The organism is Desulfobulbus alkaliphilus (assembly GCF_016918545.1).
Classification (GTDB): domain Bacteria; phylum Desulfobacterota; class Desulfobulbia; order Desulfobulbales; family Desulfobulbaceae; genus Desulfobulbus; species Desulfobulbus alkaliphilus.
Genome location: NZ_JAFFQC010000026.1, coordinates 1 through 17,137, shown reverse-complemented (window position 1 = coordinate 17,137; position 17,137 = coordinate 1). Strand labels below are relative to the sequence as shown.

Here is a 17,137-nt window from a genome sequence, read left to right as displayed (position 1 = left end):
TATGAACTCTGCAAACCACGCCAACATCCCAACCGCTTGTGCGGTCGGTGCATGTTGAGGAAACAAGTAGGAAGGCGAAATATATGGTTATCTTTCCCGAACTGGTGCTGGTGGCCGGAGCACTGGCGTTTTTTGCGGTCAGCCTGAGCAAAACGCCTGATCAGAATGTCATCAAATACCTTGCGATTTTTTTCGGTATCGCAACGTTTGCGGCGGCCTGTTTTTCCTTTTCCGCGCAGGGAATCCTGTTCCACGGAACCTATGTAGTTGATCAGTATTCGCAAGTTTTTAAAGTGCTTATCGGCTGTTCCCTGGCTTTTCTTCTCGTGTTCGGCCATAATCCCCGTGGTATCGCTCCACGAATGCGGCCGGAATACTACATGTTTCTCATGCTCAGCGTCCTCGGATTGATGATCATGGTCAGTTCGGTGGAATTGATCACCATTTTCGTTGCCCTGGAGCTGTCCTCTTTTGCCCTCTACCTGATGGTTCCCATGCGGGATGAGCGTGGTGGGGTCCGTTACCAGATGGAAGCCGGTATTAAGTACGTTCTTTTCGGGGTGATGGCGACCGGGTTCATGCTGTACGGTATGAGTTACCTCTTCGGTCTGACCGGTTCTACCTACTTGACGGACATCATCGCCTTTTTGGCGATTAACGGCCACCAGCCCGTGGCGGTCGTTGCCGTACTCATGGTTTTGACCGGTTTTTTCTTCAAGCTGGCTGTCTTTCCTTTCCATTTCTGGGTTCCCGATATCTATCAGGGGGCATCCAACGAGACAGCAGCATTTGTTGCCACTATACCGAAAATTGGAGCTGTCGCCCTGTTGATCAGGTTTCTGACTGTTCCCACCGGTCATCCCCAGTTTTTGATCGAGTTGATGGCTGTGTTAGCGGTTCTGTCCATGTTTTACGGTAATTTGAGTGCCTTAGTGCAGAAAGACCTGAAACGTATGCTCGGATTTTCGGGAATCGCCCATGCCGGCTTCATCATTCTTGCCCTGATGACCATGACCAGCGAAGGGTATGCGCTTGCCATTTACTATACCGCGGGGTACGTGGTTATGAATCTGGCCTGTTTTTTGGTGATCTGTTCTCTTGCGTCGGAAGGACAAAATCTCAGTATCAAGGATTGTAACGGCTTGTATAAACGACAACCTGTGTTAGCCTTTACCATGGCTGTCGGTCTTTTTTCCCTCGCTGGTATTCCGCCCTTTGTCGGTTTTATGGGCAAGTTCATGATCCTGACCTCGGCTCTGCGCGCTGACTATCTGCTGATAGTCTGTCTGGCCGCCATCAATACCGCCATCGCAATTTATTACTACCTTTCCGTGGTCAAGGCGGTCTACACGACTGACCCCGAAAATCGTCCCGCGGTGACTGTCAACCCCTTTATTCAGATTTCCGGCATCGTATTGGCGAGTCTTATTATTCTCATGGGAATTTTTCCGGCCAAGTTGATCGATTTTGTCAGCACGGTGGTGGGGATTCTGCCATGAATGTCCACGTGCACCGGGTGCAGGAGGAATATGGCAGCATGACCTGCTGAAAGCTGCGCCGCTTGCCGACGTTCCATTTGTACATCCGCAGACTGTTGTAGTCAGTTACATCCAGACAAAAAAAGGGAATCCTTGAGGATTCCCTTTTTTATTTGGATGACCCGTCCATGAAGACGAGATTCTACCGTGTGTGATCCAGGCCGAATATCGTTTGTCCGGCCTGATGCGCGGCCGCTTTCCACAGTGTTCGCCGTCGCAGATCCTCGCGCCCACCTCGGAGAGGTGATTGGGGATGTTTTCAGTGCAGGTGCTCCAGGCCTGGAGCGGGGAAAGCGGCACAGAGGGTTGCGACATCCTCTCTGATCCGGGTTTGCAGGCTGTTGTCATCAGGGGCAGCGACAACCTTCCCGATCCACTCACCAATCCGGACCATTTCCTCTGCGCCAAATCCCCGTGAGGTCACCGCTGCTGTTCCTAGACGGATGCCGCTGGGGTCGAAGGGCTTGCGAGGATCGAAAGGAACGGCGTTGTAATTGAGGACAATGCCGGCCTGATCCAGGGCCTTGGCTGCAATTTTTCCGGTGACGCCTTTGTTGGTGAGATCGATGAGCATAAGATGGTTTTCCGTGCCACCGGTGACCAGGTTGAACCCCTGGTCCGTGAGGGCCGCGGCAAGGACCTGGGCGTTCTTGACGATTTGAGCCGCATATTGTTTGAACTCGCTGGTGGCCGCCTCTTTCAGGGCCACGGCAATCGCAGCGGTGGTGTTGTTATGCGGGCCGCCTTGAAGACCAGGGAAAACAGCTTTATCAATGGCTGCTGCATGCTCCTGCTTGCAGAAAATCATGGCGCCACGAGGGCCACGCAGGGATTTATGGGTGGTGGTGGTGATCACATCCGCATAAGGAACAGGCGATGGATGGGCGCCACCGGCCACCAGGCCGGAAAAATGGGCCATGTCCACCAGCAACAGGGAGCCACAGGCGTCTGCTATCTCACGGAAGCGGGCGAAATCGAGAATTCGCGGATAAGCAGAGTGACCGGCAATGAGAATTCTCGGGCGGCAGGACAAAGCTTTCTCGTGGATACTGTCATAGTTGAGCAGGCCGGTTTTTTCATCCAGGGAATAGGATTCGGCTTGAAAAAATTTGCCCGAAATGGAGACCTTGGCTCCATGGGTGAGATGCCCTCCATGGGGGAGTGCCATGCCGAGGATAGTGTCGCCGGGGTTGAGAAAAGCAAAATACACCGCCAGATTGGCGGGTGAACCTGAATAAGGCTGGACATTGACGTGTTCAGCTCCGAACAGTTCCTTGGCCCGATGAATGGCCAGGTTTTCAACCTGATCTATAAATTGTTGTCCCTCATAATAGCGTTTGCCGGGATACCCTTCCGAATATTTGTTGGTAAGGACTGAACCGGTGGCAGCCATAACCGCTGCAGAAACATAATTCTCCGAAGCGATAAGACGAACTTTGTTTTTCTGGCGTACTTCTTCCTGTCGGATCAGGTCGAGGATCTCCGGATCGTGTTGTTCCAAACTGTTCATATTGACTCCTTAAATGTGATAAAAATCCCGGCAGGCTGAAAAAGAGAGTTGAACCGGCAAAGGATTGTGAGTGTCTCCTGACGGGTGATCCGCAGTGACGTAGTAAACAGCCAAGGGGAGGTAGTGAGTTGTATAACGCACTCCTCTATTGCGCACGGTCTTCCAAGTGCTCTGTATGGGTACCAAGCTTGTCTTCAGCCTGGATCCGTAAGCGTTTGTCCGTATGTCAGCTTTATTGTCTGTGACCGTTCGATTAATGGATACTTTATCGGACGGTAGAGCAATGTAGATGGCCTGCGGATGGAAGCCACAAATGGCGGCTGGTAAAAGTTATTGCCAAGGATTTATTCGCAATTACAAAGTAATTATAATTATATATATCCAGAGCAAGCATCCAGCCGTCACGGATTCAGGTTCAGGTAATACCCCCCTATGCAGGTGGTCACGACCGGGCACAGATGGGAACCCTGTAAGAATTCAAGTGACAGGTTATAGCGGATCAGGGTCGAACAGTGCAGCCCCGGTCTTCAGAACGCAATAATAAAGAAGTCCCTTCCAATGAACCTGCCAGTTGTCGAGTGTTGCACATAGTAATCAACCGAACAGGAGTTGAACAGCAGAAAAACAGGATCAGCCGATCATCTCGTTCACAGTGGGTCCATTCTGCCGAGTTTTATTTTCTGTACTCAGGTTGTTTTTGCATATAGATCCTTGGCAGGTAGTACCTTTCAGCCGTTGTCCTTCGGGGGTCCCTCCGCACGTCATTTTTATTGTCTGAAATGCCTGTAACCGTCCGATAAAGTGTACTTTATGCAAACGGTTACGGACAACGAAGCTGACGCGCCGAAGAATGCTTGCTGGTCCAGGCTATCTATATGAATTCATGTTTTTTTAGAGTTTCCTGTTTCCGTTGAGCTGAGGTCTTTTTCGCTGGTCCAATGCTTCTGCTCTTGGAAAAATGACTGTGGTCTGGTACATTCTACTATTCAATGTATCCAGTGGAATGCGTTGTCTTGGGTGCTCTTGGCAAATGCGTCACAATACTGGATTGCCGATAGGCATATAACCGGTTACTGGGAGTGTAACTGCCTGGCGTACCATGCACCTGTACAGTAAGCGGCCACGGGAACTCCAGATTTTGCAGACCCGGTAGGCCGCTATAGCCCTTTTCAGCGTGCTGCCGGGAGCGAAACGCTTTTATTGCTCTCACCCCCAGTTCATGTTCGAACAGGAACAAGATATGAGGCATTTTTGAAAAGTTCGTGAATCACCAGGCAGGAAGGATAATGGAGAAAATCGCGTTGTTTTGTTATGGAACACTACAGTCGTCCCTGGTCATGAAGGCCGTCACCGGCCAGGAGTTTTCCGGCCAGGAAGCGACATTGAACAATTGGGCACGATTTCGCGTTCGTGACTCGGAATATCCCGGCATCATACCCCAGCAGGATTCCCTCGTTTCGGGAAAATTGTACTGGGGGCTGAGTGATGAGGCCATGAAAAAGCTGGATGCCTTTGAAGGAGACAAGTACGAGAGAGTTATTGTCCAGGTCGCCAAGGCTGACGGATCGTATGAAGACGCGTATGTTTATGCAATCAAAGAAGATTGCCAACAGTTTCTTTCCAAGGATCCCTGGGATTTTGACCGGTTCATGCAGAATGGGCTGGAAAAATTCATCCACTGGTTTGTTGAGGATCGCCGCGATTTGTTTGATCGTGGTGATTTGTAAAGCCAACAATCAATTCTTTATGGTTGGAATTACTTGTTTGGACAAGGTTTTTCGGCCATGATGCCGCCCTGTTCCGTGGGAGCAGAATATCAGGGCGACATGTTTTCGGGTGACTGTCGAGCAGTTCTGCCGCGTGCCGCCGGGTGACGCCGGGTGACGCCAGGTGACGTTAAGGCAAAAGTCATGTCTCCCGAGTACAGCTGACTTTCCAAGGAAAAGGGAGACATCTCAGCGCAGTCTGTTCAATGTTAAACTGTAATCCGCTTCCCCGCGGCCAGGTCGGGGTTAGCCCGATAGAGCAGGATCATACGCCCGATGACCTGCACCAGCAATGATCCCGTGGTCCGTGCCAGTTCTCCTGCCGCCTCATTTCGCTCCAACGGGCAGTTCCTTCCCAATTTTATTTTAATCAGTTCATGCGCTCTGAGCGCTGCATCCGCCGACTTGATCAGGGGCGGCGATAAACCCTCCCTGCCGACATAAACTGTCGGTTCAAGATGATGGCCCATGCTGCGCAGGGCTCTTTTTTGACCACTGCTCAATACCACCTCTTCTGTCTCTGTTGATTCGGTCATGGACATTTCCTCTGCTATAATCAATTCCGCTGTACCCGGTGGTCTCTCTTCTTCAAGTATCCCTTGACGTTGTGCAATTGTTTCTCAGCTGCATGCATTATGCTCATCCTTCTCGATACCAGAAGTCTTGCTGATACCGGGTCCGAAGACTCTTCATTGTGCGTGGGTGCACAGCAACGATGACCTTGGTTCAGCTGAACAGGGTCGTGACAATTCGGTAGCCGCCCAACCAGGTGCCAACCCCCGAGCCCAGGGAGGTGAACAGGAACACCAGAAAAATTCTGAGCAATTTATTTTTCCACCAGCCGGACACTGTAGAGATATCACGGCCTGCGTTTTCCAGTTCCCGCACCAGAGGCGGGCAGGTCATGACCTGGATAAAAGCACAGACGTATCCTGCACCGATGACTGGTGTCAAACTGGTAAAGGGAGCAGCGGCAAAGGCGGAAACAATAGTGGCCGGGTGAGCAAAGGCGAGAGCAGCGCCGACAGCCGAGGGAATACCATTGGCCAGAATCCAATACAGGGCGTTGGCTGAGAATTCCGTGGCACCATGGCGGAGGCCGATGAGGACCAAGGCCGAAATGATCAGAACGGGAATGACCCACCCCAAGAATTTCCAGAAAGAAGAGACGGGGTCCACCGTACTGATGGGAGTGAGCTGGTTGCGATTGTCATATTTGATCACCCTGGCGATACCTTCCATGTGACCGGCGCCGACTACAGCCACGATCTTTTGCCCGGGCGCGGATTTTATCCTTTCGGCCATGTAGATGTCGCGCTCATCAATGAGTACTCTCTTGGTGTGGGGCAGCGCCGTTCCCAGTTCACTGATCAATTCAGACAAGGAGTCCTTGCGCCGCATGGCTGCCAGTTTTTCCTCGGTGAGATCGGTTTTATCAAACAGCGAGGCAAGCAGGGAAAAAACAAGGTGCCCTTTTTTATGGAAAGGGGTCGCGCTCCAGGCGCGGCGAAGTGTGATCCTGACATCCCGGTCGCAGAGTTGCACCGGAATTCCCAGTCGCTCCGCGGTGCGGGCGGCGGCCAGTAATTCGGCTCCGGGTAGGACTCCTAATTGTCCTCCGAGTTTTTTCTGATATGTGGCCAGGATCAGGTTGACCAGAAGAGTGGCCAACTGTCTGTTGCGTACCAGCTGCTTGAGGTCGAGGTTCTCCCAGTTGCTCCGTTTGGAAAGGGCGGCAAAGCGCTTTTCGTCCAGTTCGACGCAGACCGCATCGGGCAGCTCCTGTTCGATGACCTGTTGCACCAGTTCAGCGGACTGTTGAGAGATATGTGCCGTGCCGATAAGGAGGATAGTCTTGTCGGCTGCGGTGAGTACGGTTACGTCTTCGGAATATTGATGTTTTGGAAAACAGGTGTCGATCATGATTTTTATCTGTCTGGACCCGTGAGCGTTCGTCCACGCGTCAGCAATATTGTCTGTGACCGTTCGATTAATGGAGACTTGATCGGGCAATCACGGACCATGAAGATGGCGTGCGGACCAAGGTCCTGAAGGGCGGCTGGTGAAGGTGAGCGTCAAGGATTCCACTGCAATTATAATATGATGACAGCAAGATATATCCAAAACAAGCGTCCAACCATCACGGATTCAGGATCTGGTGAAAAACGGTCTGCCAGGTGCCGGCCGGGAACTTGTGTTCAAACAGCCGATGAACGGTTTCTGTGCAGGCTGATACCCTTGGTGGTTTTAAGGGCCCGCGATACCAGGGCTCTCGATCAGGCGGCCTTGGTCAACGTCCGGTCGATCTCTCCTGGGCAATCATTGGCGCGCAGTCTTGATACGGTTTCGGCTGTCTGCCTGGAGGGACGAGTCGAACTTCCTTGTCGTGTACTTTCCAGCACCTTTGACCGAGTACGGTGCAGAGGCATGACGGCCCAACCAGTTACACCTCCCGTGATTGGGTATGGCGTGCTTCTTGCTCCATTTCACCGGCCTTGGCCAGGATTTTTTTAATCAGGCCAGGAAAGATAAAATAATGAAAAGGAATAAGTGCATACCAGTACAGTCGACCGTACAGGCCGTGCGGGATGAAGTGAGCGGTCTGTACCAGGGTGTCGTTCTGAAGGTCAAATTCCAGCCAGGCTTTTCCGGGAACTCGCATCTGGGCAACAAGGAGCAGGCGTTTGCCGGGGACAAGGTCAACAACTTTCCAGAAATCAAGCGCGTCTCCGATCCGTAGTTCTCCGTGCATTCTGCGGCCACGATTCAATCCGTACCCACCCACAGCCTTATCGATCAGACCGCGCGTCCGCCAGAGGAGAGAATGGGAGAACCAGCCGGTTTTTCCGCCAAGGCTGGTGATGGCGGCAAAGACATGCTCTGCTGGAATACCCTGGAGCGGGGCGATGCGGACATCTCGGTAAACCGAGTCCGCCGGGGAAGCAGCATCGCTGATATCGCAGACAGCCCCTCCACTGGAATCGCACCAGCGACTGATCACCAAGTCCTGTTCCAGCTCATTGAGGGCCTGTTGTACTGTTTCGCGGAACGGTTGCGGTTGAATTTGTGGAAAGAAACGTTGCGCATGGTCATTCTGGACCAGTGTCTCTGATTTAAGCCCTTCAACGAGAGCTGCACCGATCCGATAAGGGACCGGTGTCATGAGTGTCAACCAGTAGGAGCTCAGCCTGGGTGTAAGGACGGGCACCGGAACAATCCATCGGCGCAGGCGCATGACCTCGGCTGTCTGTTGCAACATCTCCTGAAAAGAAATGGGTGCAACGCCGATATCGACCACCACATTATCGGGTGGATCAAGGCTGATGGCGGCGCTCAGATAAGCTACGACATCCTCGATACCGATGGGCTGGGTCATGGTGTTGACCCACTTGGGCGTGGTCATGACCGGCAGCTTTTCCACCAGGTGACGAATAATTTCAAAGCTGGTACTCCCTGAACCGATGATCACGCCGGCCCGCAACCAGATGGTGCGGATACGGTCGGGGCGACTTGAAAGAATGTCTCCGGTTTCCAGGCGGCTGGCCAGATGGGGTGAGGCTGACTCTCGCAGGCCCAGGCCGCCGAGATATACAATTCTTTTTACGCCTTGTTCCAGACAGGCATTGTAAAATTTCTCCGCGCTCTCCCGGTCGAGTTGACTGAAATCGCGCTCAGCCCCCATGGAGTGGATCAGGTAGACAGCAGTGTCAACCTCAAAAAGCGCTTGCCGGAGCGTTTCGGGGCTGAAACTGTCGCCCTCGATGATTTCGGCGTGCTGGCGGGTTTTTTCCGTCAGTTTACGCGTATTACGGACCAACAGACGCAAGCGCAGGTCTTCTCGCTCCCTGAGTACTTTTTCCAGGCGTCTGCCAATGTAACCGGTGGCTCCGGTGAGTAGGACATTGTGCATGGGTAGGGTCGACCTCCAATGGGTAGTAAGCCTATACTATATTGATTATTCACTGGTAAAGCAAGGTAATGGCAGATAGTAGACGAATATTGATGCAGGTGAACAATGGTGGTGGCCGGTATTTGCAGTGGAACCTGTCACCGCGAGGTGCCCGTATGGTTTCGTTACCCTGCCGCCGTTGAACAGGGTCCCATGGGCGAAAAAGCAGGTGCCGCGCCAGGCACAGGTTGCGTCTGTTCAGAATAGACTGATCGGCGAGAGCCGGAGAACGAATGCATGGTGACGAAGAAACTACCGATGGATAGATGTAGAGTGTCATAGGCTGAAGATGCCTTCCAGGGGGGTCGCGCTTCTTGGCGTACCCGTTCGTTAGGGTACAGAGGGGACGGCATGATCTGGAAAAAGAAACCGTTTGCCAGCTGAAGAACACACTGGCCGTGACCCGGGAGTTGCGGTTGTATCGGAAAACAGGCGAAGTATTCCACCGCTGCGGATTAATCCTGACCAATCAAGAGGTTGGTAAACGGCTTCATTTCTCCGCTGGGCAGTTTTTCTCTGTTCGCAGTGACCGTTGTAGACAACAGTCGCTGATGTCCGGATTTTCCCGGACGTGGCTGCCTGCTCCAATCCTCCAGGTAGGATCCGGACCGTGCAAAGAGAGGGGGCCGGCGATCGCTCATGGTTGCGTGAATCCGTGACCGCTGGGTGCTTGTTTTACATATATCTTGCTGTGATCAGGTATTAATTGCAGGCGAATCCTTGACAGTACCTTTCACCAGCCGCCCTTTGGGGAGTCTGGCCGCACACCATCCTCCTGGCCCGTACCCGTCCGATAAAGTGGATTTTAATAGAACGGTCACAGACAATAAAACTGACGCACGGACGAACGCTCACTGATCCAGAGGGGTATCATCCCTTTCTGACGATCAGCCTGTTGCCGACCTGCAGATGAGTACTGTTGAGGTTGTTCCATTGGCGCAGGTCCTGGGTGGAGACCTGGAATTTCCTGGCAATGGTCCACAGTGAGTCACCTCTTTGGACCACATACCAGGCCAACTGCTGTGGCTCAGGGGCCTGGGCGCTTCGTTTTTTCGTGTCGCTGAGGGTGAGCAGATCGGTGGTGGCCGGGGCACTGGCCACGGGTGTCACGATCATTTTAGCCGCATCGGCAATGACTGTCATTGCTTCAGGGGCGGGTCGATCAAGGTACAGGGCGATTTGCTGACCAGCTCTGATGGTACGCGGGTTGGAAATGTTGTTCCATAGCATGATCGTTTGGGTGGGAACCTGATACTGGAGAGCAATTTTTGACAAGGTGTCACCGGGTTTAATCTGGTGCAGCACCATGTGTCGGTTGCCGGATCCACCGCTGGCCAGAAGTGTTTCCATACTTTCACCATCTTTCAGGAGTACATACCTGGTCGTCGTGGTGGGGATCTGCAGGCGGTGACCTCTTCTCAAGGAGGCGGTGCGGAGATTATTGGCCTTGAGCAGGGTGGTCTTGTTGATATTATAGTAATTACAGATAGATGTCAGAGTGTCGCCACTTTTTACGGTGTGGGTGACGAAGGTCGTGGTCGTGACCGGAACCAGTTTTTCGAGGTTGGCTGCAACCAGGTTGCGTGAACCCGCGGGTATCCGCAAAGTATACTGGTCTAGTCTCGGCGGTGTCTGGTTTCTGTTCAGTTCGTTGTTGAGGGTGCGTAAGAGTTTGACCGTGGTGCTGGCGGAGACCGCCACGGCTTCCAGATCCGTCCCGCCGGGGACGTTGATCAGGTCATATTGAACCGGTTTTTGGTATTGGATGTCGGTGAAACCGAATTTTTCAGGTTGCCGGGCAATAAGAATGGCGGCGATCAGTTTTGGAACATACTGTTTGGTTTCCAGGTAAATACCCTTGGTGCCGGCCAGTTCCCAAAAACATCGAGTGTTGTAGGTTTGAATAGCTCGTTCCACTCTGTTTTCTCCGCCATTGTAGGCAGCCACCGCAAGATACCAGTCGTCGAAATCACGGTACAGGCGGGACAGGTATTGGATGGCGGCTTTGGTCGCTTTTTCCGGTTCACGGCGCTCATCGACCCAGGAATCGATACGTAGACCATAGTCGCGCCCTGTTCCGGGAATAAACTGCCAGAGGCCGGCTGCGTGGGCATGTGAGTAAGCCGAGGGATTGTAGCCGGATTCAATCATCGCCAGATAGGCCAGATCAAGGGGCAGGCCGGCTTGTTTCAATTCAGATTGAATAGAGGGAAGGTATATAGTGGACCGGGCCAGCCATTGGCTGAAGGTATTTCTGTGTCTGCCCTGGAAAAGTTCGAGAAAGTAGAGAACCTGTTTGTTGATGGTGATGGGAAAATCGTAGGAGGAAAGATCAAATCCGGTTTGCACCGGTGATGCGCTTTGCTCCCCGGAGGTCTCGAATTCCCAGAAATCAGGATCGTTGAGGACGGCAAGGTCCTCCAAGGCCCATTGGTCCGGGTCCATCGAGAGTGAAAAATTTCCTTCGTCGGTGCAGGTTTCGCTGTCTTGCACATGGTGCCGGGCCGCATGTTGATCCAGGGTCGATTGGTCGAGCTGAGGTGCGCATGCCGTAAGGGAAAGCAGGACAATGGCTACACAGGCATGAGCCAGCAGAGTGAATATGCGTTTCATGAGGGATTTTTAAGCTGTTGTGAGGTGATATCGCATTGAAATGCTCTTGTTTTCTGCAATCAACGGAATCGATGGAATATTGAGTAATCAATAAACCTGCTATAATTACCATTAAATCAAAACCCGTGACAAGGAAAACTATCTGAATCTGTTGTTTTTTTTTAAGAGGTCCTCGATGAATGTTCCCGTGGTAGTTCCGTATCGATCGGTTGTTCAGATAACGATCATCACCATCCTAGGATCGGACCGGTGTTGCGGACGGTTGTTTTTTTCTGGTTTGTTCCTGGTATGATCAGTACAATATATGTTTAGTCGATGACGCCATTGATACCAAGCCAGGCTCTTTGTTGCCCGGTAACCATCCAGGCTCAAGGTATTTTGCTCTGAAGCAAGACGCCCCAAAGGACAACCGGTGAAGGGTATTATCAAGGATTCCGTTGCAATTATAATTAGATGAAAGCAAGATATATCCAAAGCACGCGTCCAGCCGTCACGGATTCAGGTCTGTTATCTCCTTGGGCCTGAAGGGATAACACAACGAAGAATTACCTGATAATACTAGTTCCTGGTGGACACAGCCTATCGATTACGGGAGTCTGTTTTTGGGGACCGATGATTTGATTGTTTTGTCGATCCTGTATATTCCTTAATCTTTTTTTAAACCCACCTTCTAAATGGTGCTTGTTCAGAGAACGGTGTTCAGAGCCGGGCAACCGGTTTTGACCTGGATATTATGTTGAGATTCATTGCCTACATTTTCATTTCCCTGTTTTTTTTCACTCTTCTCACTGTAGCGGTTCTTGCCGGAGGTCTCTACTACCTGGTGGTTGTTGAGCCCGGGCCGGAAATAGAAGAATCGTACATCAATGAAATTCTTGGTCGGGAAAGTCCGGTATTGTATCGGGATGGAGAAACCAGGCTCGGTGTGTTGTTCGAAGGTATTCACAGGCAGTACATCAGCTTTGATCAAATACCGGAATCCTTTGTCCACGCTATGATCGCCTCGGAGGATGACCGTTTTTTTCAACATTTCGGAGTGGATATATTCGGCATCACCCGGGCGGCGATTGCCAATCTCAGAGCTGGTCGAATTGTCCAGGGTGGTAGTACCATCACCCAGCAGACGGCAAAAAACCTTTTCAAAAGGGAATCAAGAAGTTTTCGAGAAAAACTCAAAGAACTGCTGTTTGCGCTTCGTCTTGAACACCGGTACAGCAAGGAAAAAATCTTTGAATTTTACAGCAACCAGTTTTTTGTCAGCGGCAACGGCCATGGCCTCGGGGTGGCGGCCCGCTATTATTTCGACAAGCAACCTGATGAACTGACATTGTTGGAGTGTGCTTTCATTGCCGGCAGTGTCCAACGGCCTAATTTTTACAACCCTTTTTTGCGAAGAAATGTCGAGAACAGCGAACAGGTCAGGGCGCGGATTGAACGACGTGTGCGCTATGTCCTTGGCCAGATGCGCAAAGCCGGGACGATCAGTGAGGAAGAGTACGCTGCCATCAATCTCGATGAGCTGGTGTTTACCCAAGGCAGAACAACTTTTTCCCACAACACCGGTATGGACCTGGTCAAAGAAGGGTTGGAGGCGAGGTTTATCGTAGATATCCTGGAAAGGAATGGTATATCGAACATTTCAACATCCGGTGCCCGGATCATCACCACCCTGGACAGGGATGTGCAGGAGAAAACCGTCCTGGCCCTTCGCAAACATTTATCTTTGCTTGATGTTCGACTCAGGGGGTACCAGCGCGACAAAGTGCAGGCAGAGTATGGGGAACTTGATTATCACGGAGATCGAGACCTCCTTCCCGGAGCCTTTGTATTCGGAACCGTGGAGGAGGTCACCGATACCCGCGACAGCGGTTTACAGGTGCGGGTGAGTTTTCATCGCGGTCAGGCAGAAGGCATCATCGACGATAAAGGCATCGAGCGTCTGGTGGAGGCTGTGGCCAAATATAAGCGGAATGCCTGGACCACACCCGGGGCGGCAGACCGCAGGGAGCTCATTGGTGCGCTGCAGCCTGAGGACAGGGTTTATGTGCACATCAGGTCTGTCAACGATCAGGGAGAGATGCTCCTTGATCTTGAGCGGTATCCCCAGGTCGAGGGTGCGGCCCTTGTCCTGCAGCAAGGGGCAATACGGGCCATGAGCGGCGGGATGGCCAACATTTACTTCAACCGGGCCACCAGTGCCAAACGGTTGATGGGTTCAGCGGTCAAGCCTTTTCTGTATGGTGCTGCCCTGCAGCTCGGCTGGAGTCCGGTGGACATGCTGCGTAACCAGCGCGATGTTTTTATTTTCATGAATCGGCCGTATTTCCCTCAACCCATACATGACAGCCCTTTTGAGGCCGTTTCCATGAGCTGGGCCGGGGTCACCTCTGAAAATCTGGCAACGGTCTGGCTGCTGTACCACCTCACTGATCATCTGACACCGCCGAGATTGCGGGACCTGGCCGCCAGGCTGGATATGGCGCCGCGGGAGATAGGCGGACGGACGGAGGGGTATCAGCAGTACATGGAACGTATCCGCGATGATTTCGGTATAGTGTTGACACGCGATGTGCTTGAGGAGGCGGCTTTTGCCAGCGCTGTCAGGATGTTGAAAGCCGATTTTCTTTTTGACAATCGGACCGCCGAGTATGCGAAGCTTGAACGATTGAAATACGGCCTGCATTTTGAACGATTCGCCGCGGATATTCTTTCCGGTCGGGACGGTGGTGCACGGGCTGATCGCGATCGTGACGTTTCCCTGTTTCAGCCCAATTATCTGCAATTACGTTCTGTCCTGAATCGTTTTCATACCTACAGGCAGCATGTGGAAGATTGGTCTATGCCGGCTGACCCTGATCGGGTTTTCAACAACCAGCCGATCGCATCGCCGGCAGGCAGAATGGTCCGGGACACGGCAGGCGGTTTTATTTTCACCCTGAAGCCGACGCTGCCCCCCAATTGGATACCCATCGCTCCCGGAGATGTGCGCGGGTATCTTGCCTTCCTGAGCCCCGGACAGATTGAAGCCTTCTGGCGACAGGTGTCCATCGAGGGGGTTCTCACCGCTGCAACCCTGGACCTGGTTGAAGACCAGATCCGCAGCGAACAGACCAGGTTTCTGGTGGCCCGGCCCTACACCCTCGACATTCTGGGAGAGGTTCGGGATTTTCGCCTCATGCTCGGTTTACAATACCTTATCCACTTGGCTCGGGAATGCGGGGTGAACAGTCCCTTTGAACCGGTGCTTTCGCTTCCGCTGGGCTCAAATGTGGTCACCCTGGCCGAAATAACCCGCATGTACGAAACGCTGGTCACCGGCAAACGGCATGATTCCATTGACGCGGCTACACTTGCCGTAATGGCCCTTGAGGGGCCGGTCGATCAGGATGGAGCGGCGATTATCGAACGGATCGAAACGCCGGAAGGACGCGTAGTGTATTCCCGTCAGGTTCATCAGACAGCGGTTTTTGACCCGAAAAGCTCAGCGGTGCTCGCCCATATTCTTGAAAATGCGGTCTCCCATGGGACCGGCCGATATGCCAGGGATACTGTTCGCCTTCACAGCAGGGATGCCGCCCGGCAGAAGTCACTGGACGCGCTGAACCTGCCGGTGCCTCTTCTGGGGAAAACCGGTACAGCCAATCGATACCGCAACGCAGCTTTCGTCGGCTATGTTCCGGTCCCGGCAAAGGAGAGCCATTCTCTTCTGGCCCTTGAGGATGGGTATACCGTGGGGGTATATACTGGGTATGATTTTAATCACCCCATGGTGCGAACCGGGACCCGGATTACCGGCTCCCAAGGCGCACTGCCGGTGTGGTCCGATATTGCCCAGGCCCTGGTGGACATGGAAGAACTCGGAGAACGTCTGGATATGGTGGATCTGACCTTCAACGGCTTATCCCTGCAATATCCCGGGATGGAGCAGGTGTTTATCCCGGCGGCCCCTCAACAGGGAGGGGCGGCGATACCTGCCGGTCAACTTTTTCGCCAGGATGTTCCGCCCGCTGGTCCATCCATTCTCGGTTTTGGTAGTTTGGGCGAGTCAGGTCATTTCGAACCGGAGCGATGGTTTCAGCCATACTGGAAAAACCGCTGACCTTTCCGCGTTTATGTGAAGGTTCACATAAACGCGGTTATGCAAAGGTAGTCGTTATGTAAAGTTGTAAGGCACGATGTTTATCAGTAGCGGCATTTCAAATGAATAACTTTACATAAGGGTCGTTCCTTAGCGCCCCAAATCCTGCAGCCATTTCAGTAAGTCCCGGTTTTGCTGCCAAACAGGTAGCTCTTCGGGTGATGTGGCTTGGTACGCATTTTCCAGTGCCATGCGCTTCATCATACTATCCACCCTTGCATAAACTTCCGTTGTTTTAATGCTTACATGTCCTAACAAATCTCGAATGTAAATCAGATTTACTCCGGACTGTAACAAATGCATCGCCTTCGAGTGGCGAAAAGTATGCGGCGAGACTACTTTCGGGATGAGTTCCGGATGGACACGTCTGGCTTCCTCTACATATTTATCAAGAATGTAAGCAATACCGGCGCGCGTCAATTTCCTGCGAGATCTGTTTTGAAAAAGAGGATAGGAACCACAGGCAACTGATTGCAAATCATGTTCAGATATATACTGGTCAAGCAACTTGGCTGTTGGAGTCATCAGGGGGACCAGTCTGCTTTTGTTCCCCTTTCCCGTTATTTTGATGGTTGGTGGAGAATTCAAACGGGCATCCGCTACAGTCAAATCGGCAATCTCTTGTACTCTGGCCCCCGTATCGTACATCAGGCTGAGCAAAACAATATCTCTCCGGCCAATAAAACGAGTTGTGTCAGGAGCTTTAAGGATCGTTTTTATGGCTTCCAGTGTCAGATAGTGGATGCTTTTGCTGGCTGAGCGTTTCATCGGTATCGCCAGGATTTGCTGGCACAGAAACAGGCAACCAGGCTCTTCCAGTTGTACATATCGAAAGAACGCGTGAATGGCCGCAAGTCTCTGGTTTCGAGTAGAAATAGAACAGCCACGCCCGGTCTCAATCCAGGTCATAAATTCGTCAATGAGGGGTTTCTGCAAGGTTTCAAGCGTAATTTTCTCAACCTTCATGGCCTTCACTTCGGAGCAAAAACGCAACAGAAGCGAGAACGTATCACGGTACGAACAGATGGTATTGTGGCTGGCACCGGTTACTCCCGGAAGATATTTGGAAAGATAGGTTGTCAGATGGTAAGCAAAATCAGTTGGTTTCATTCCCATACCACCTCCGGTATCACATGTGCGCACGTTTGATCCAAGACGGTGCTAATTGCAGTGGCGCAAGATAAATCGGACAAAAAAACACCTTAATTCCCCCACACCTCCCGGTTAAGTTGAGCGACCCTTCGCAGGGGCCGCATGCCGAAGAAGGCGAGTCTGGTGAGCACTTCCTTGGTGCTCATCGCCTCTGCCTTCACTGCCTGTTTGACCACCTCCCAGATGGGCCTTGATGGAGGGGGTGGCTGCGGTTTGTCCTCTTCCTCCTGGCGATACCGCTCTATTTCCCGTCGGCGGCTTTCCTCTTCACCCCGCTGCACATCGGCTGGCGTCACCCCTCCCAGCGCCGGCCTGGGGATGACCTCATTGAGGAGGTGGACGGTGGTCGCCGCCACCTCGATGGCCTGTTCAAGCAGATTTTTTTCTTTATCCGCCGCAGTTGCCGGACGTGATTCCCACTGGGTGTAGAAGACGTTTTTGAACTCCTTGCAACCGCACTCCACCGCGCCG

Annotated in this window: 10 protein-coding genes; 3 read left to right on the top strand and 7 right to left on the bottom strand. The window is 52.4% G+C overall.

The genetic code is table 11. The features are described 5' to 3' along the window. The first annotated feature begins 83 nt into the window (after positions 1-83). Entirely contained in the window at positions 84-1,499 is a 1,416-nt protein-coding gene (locus JWG43_RS13115; protein WP_205243397.1) for an NADH-quinone oxidoreductase subunit N, read from the top strand. A gap of 298 nt (positions 1,500-1,797) precedes the next feature. Here JWG43_RS13115 and glyA read toward each other — a convergent pair whose 3' ends face one another. Next, positions 1,798-3,048, bottom strand: coding sequence for a serine hydroxymethyltransferase (glyA, locus tag JWG43_RS13110; protein WP_205243396.1), 1,251 nt, complete (start codon positions 3,046-3,048; stop codon positions 1,798-1,800). A gap of 1,286 nt (positions 3,049-4,334) precedes the next feature. Here glyA and JWG43_RS13105 point away from each other — a divergent pair. Next, entirely contained in the window at positions 4,335-4,775 is a 441-nt protein-coding gene (locus JWG43_RS13105; protein WP_205243395.1) for a gamma-glutamylcyclotransferase family protein, read from the top strand. A gap of 248 nt (positions 4,776-5,023) precedes the next feature. On the opposite strand, the gene yhbY is transcribed toward JWG43_RS13105, so the two are convergent. From yhbY to JWG43_RS13085, 4 genes are all read right to left on the bottom strand, one after another. After that, entirely contained in the window at positions 5,024-5,350 is a 327-nt protein-coding gene (yhbY, locus tag JWG43_RS13100; protein WP_205243394.1) for a ribosome assembly RNA-binding protein YhbY, read from the bottom strand. 190 nt (positions 5,351-5,540) lie between these two features. Then, a complete protein-coding gene (locus JWG43_RS13095) occupies positions 5,541-6,737 on the bottom strand; it encodes a TraB/GumN family protein (RefSeq protein ID WP_205243393.1) in 1,197 nt (398 codons plus the stop codon). 520 nt (positions 6,738-7,257) lie between these two features. Beyond that, entirely contained in the window at positions 7,258-8,724 is a 1,467-nt protein-coding gene (locus JWG43_RS13090) for an SDR family oxidoreductase (RefSeq protein WP_205243392.1), read from the bottom strand. Between the two features lie 909 nt (positions 8,725-9,633). Next, positions 9,634-11,376 (bottom strand): LysM peptidoglycan-binding domain-containing protein, encoded by a 1,743-nt coding sequence (locus tag JWG43_RS13085; protein WP_205243391.1) that lies wholly within the window; start codon positions 11,374-11,376, stop codon positions 9,634-9,636. Between the two features lie 733 nt (positions 11,377-12,109). On the opposite strand from JWG43_RS13085, the gene JWG43_RS13080 reads away from it, so the two are divergent. Then, positions 12,110-15,475, top strand: a complete 3,366-nt coding sequence (locus JWG43_RS13080) for a transglycosylase domain-containing protein (protein WP_205243390.1) — start codon at positions 12,110-12,112, stop codon at positions 15,473-15,475. A 129-nt stretch (positions 15,476-15,604) separates the two neighbouring features. Here JWG43_RS13080 and JWG43_RS13075 read toward each other — a convergent pair whose 3' ends face one another. Further along, positions 15,605-16,624: a site-specific integrase gene (locus tag JWG43_RS13075; protein WP_205243389.1), complete on the bottom strand. Its 1,020-nt coding sequence runs from the start codon at positions 16,622-16,624 to the stop codon at positions 15,605-15,607. Positions 16,625-16,716: 92 nt separating this feature from the next. Next, the coding region (locus JWG43_RS13070) for a hypothetical protein (protein WP_205243388.1) at positions 16,717-17,137 on the bottom strand (421 nt) is incomplete at its 5' end.

Coding starts and splice junctions, on each gene's coding strand:
- yhbY (WP_205243394.1), bottom strand. CDS start 5,350: ATGACCGAATCAACAGAGACAGAAGAGGTGGTATTGAGCAGTGGTCAA.
- JWG43_RS13115 (WP_205243397.1), top strand. CDS start 84: ATGGTTATCTTTCCCGAACTGGTGCTGGTGGCCGGAGCACTGGCGTTT.
- JWG43_RS13090 (WP_205243392.1), bottom strand. CDS start 8,724: ATGCACAATGTCCTACTCACCGGAGCCACCGGTTACATTGGCAGACGC.
- JWG43_RS13085 (WP_205243391.1), bottom strand. CDS start 11,376: ATGAAACGCATATTCACTCTGCTGGCTCATGCCTGTGTAGCCATTGTC.
- JWG43_RS13105 (WP_205243395.1), top strand. CDS start 4,335: ATGGAGAAAATCGCGTTGTTTTGTTATGGAACACTACAGTCGTCCCTG.
- JWG43_RS13095 (WP_205243393.1), bottom strand. CDS start 6,737: ATGATCGACACCTGTTTTCCAAAACATCAATATTCCGAAGACGTAACC.
- glyA (WP_205243396.1), bottom strand. CDS start 3,048: ATGAACAGTTTGGAACAACACGATCCGGAGATCCTCGACCTGATCCGA.
- JWG43_RS13080 (WP_205243390.1), top strand. CDS start 12,110: ATGTTGAGATTCATTGCCTACATTTTCATTTCCCTGTTTTTTTTCACT.
- JWG43_RS13075 (WP_205243389.1), bottom strand. CDS start 16,624: ATGAAACCAACTGATTTTGCTTACCATCTGACAACCTATCTTTCCAAA.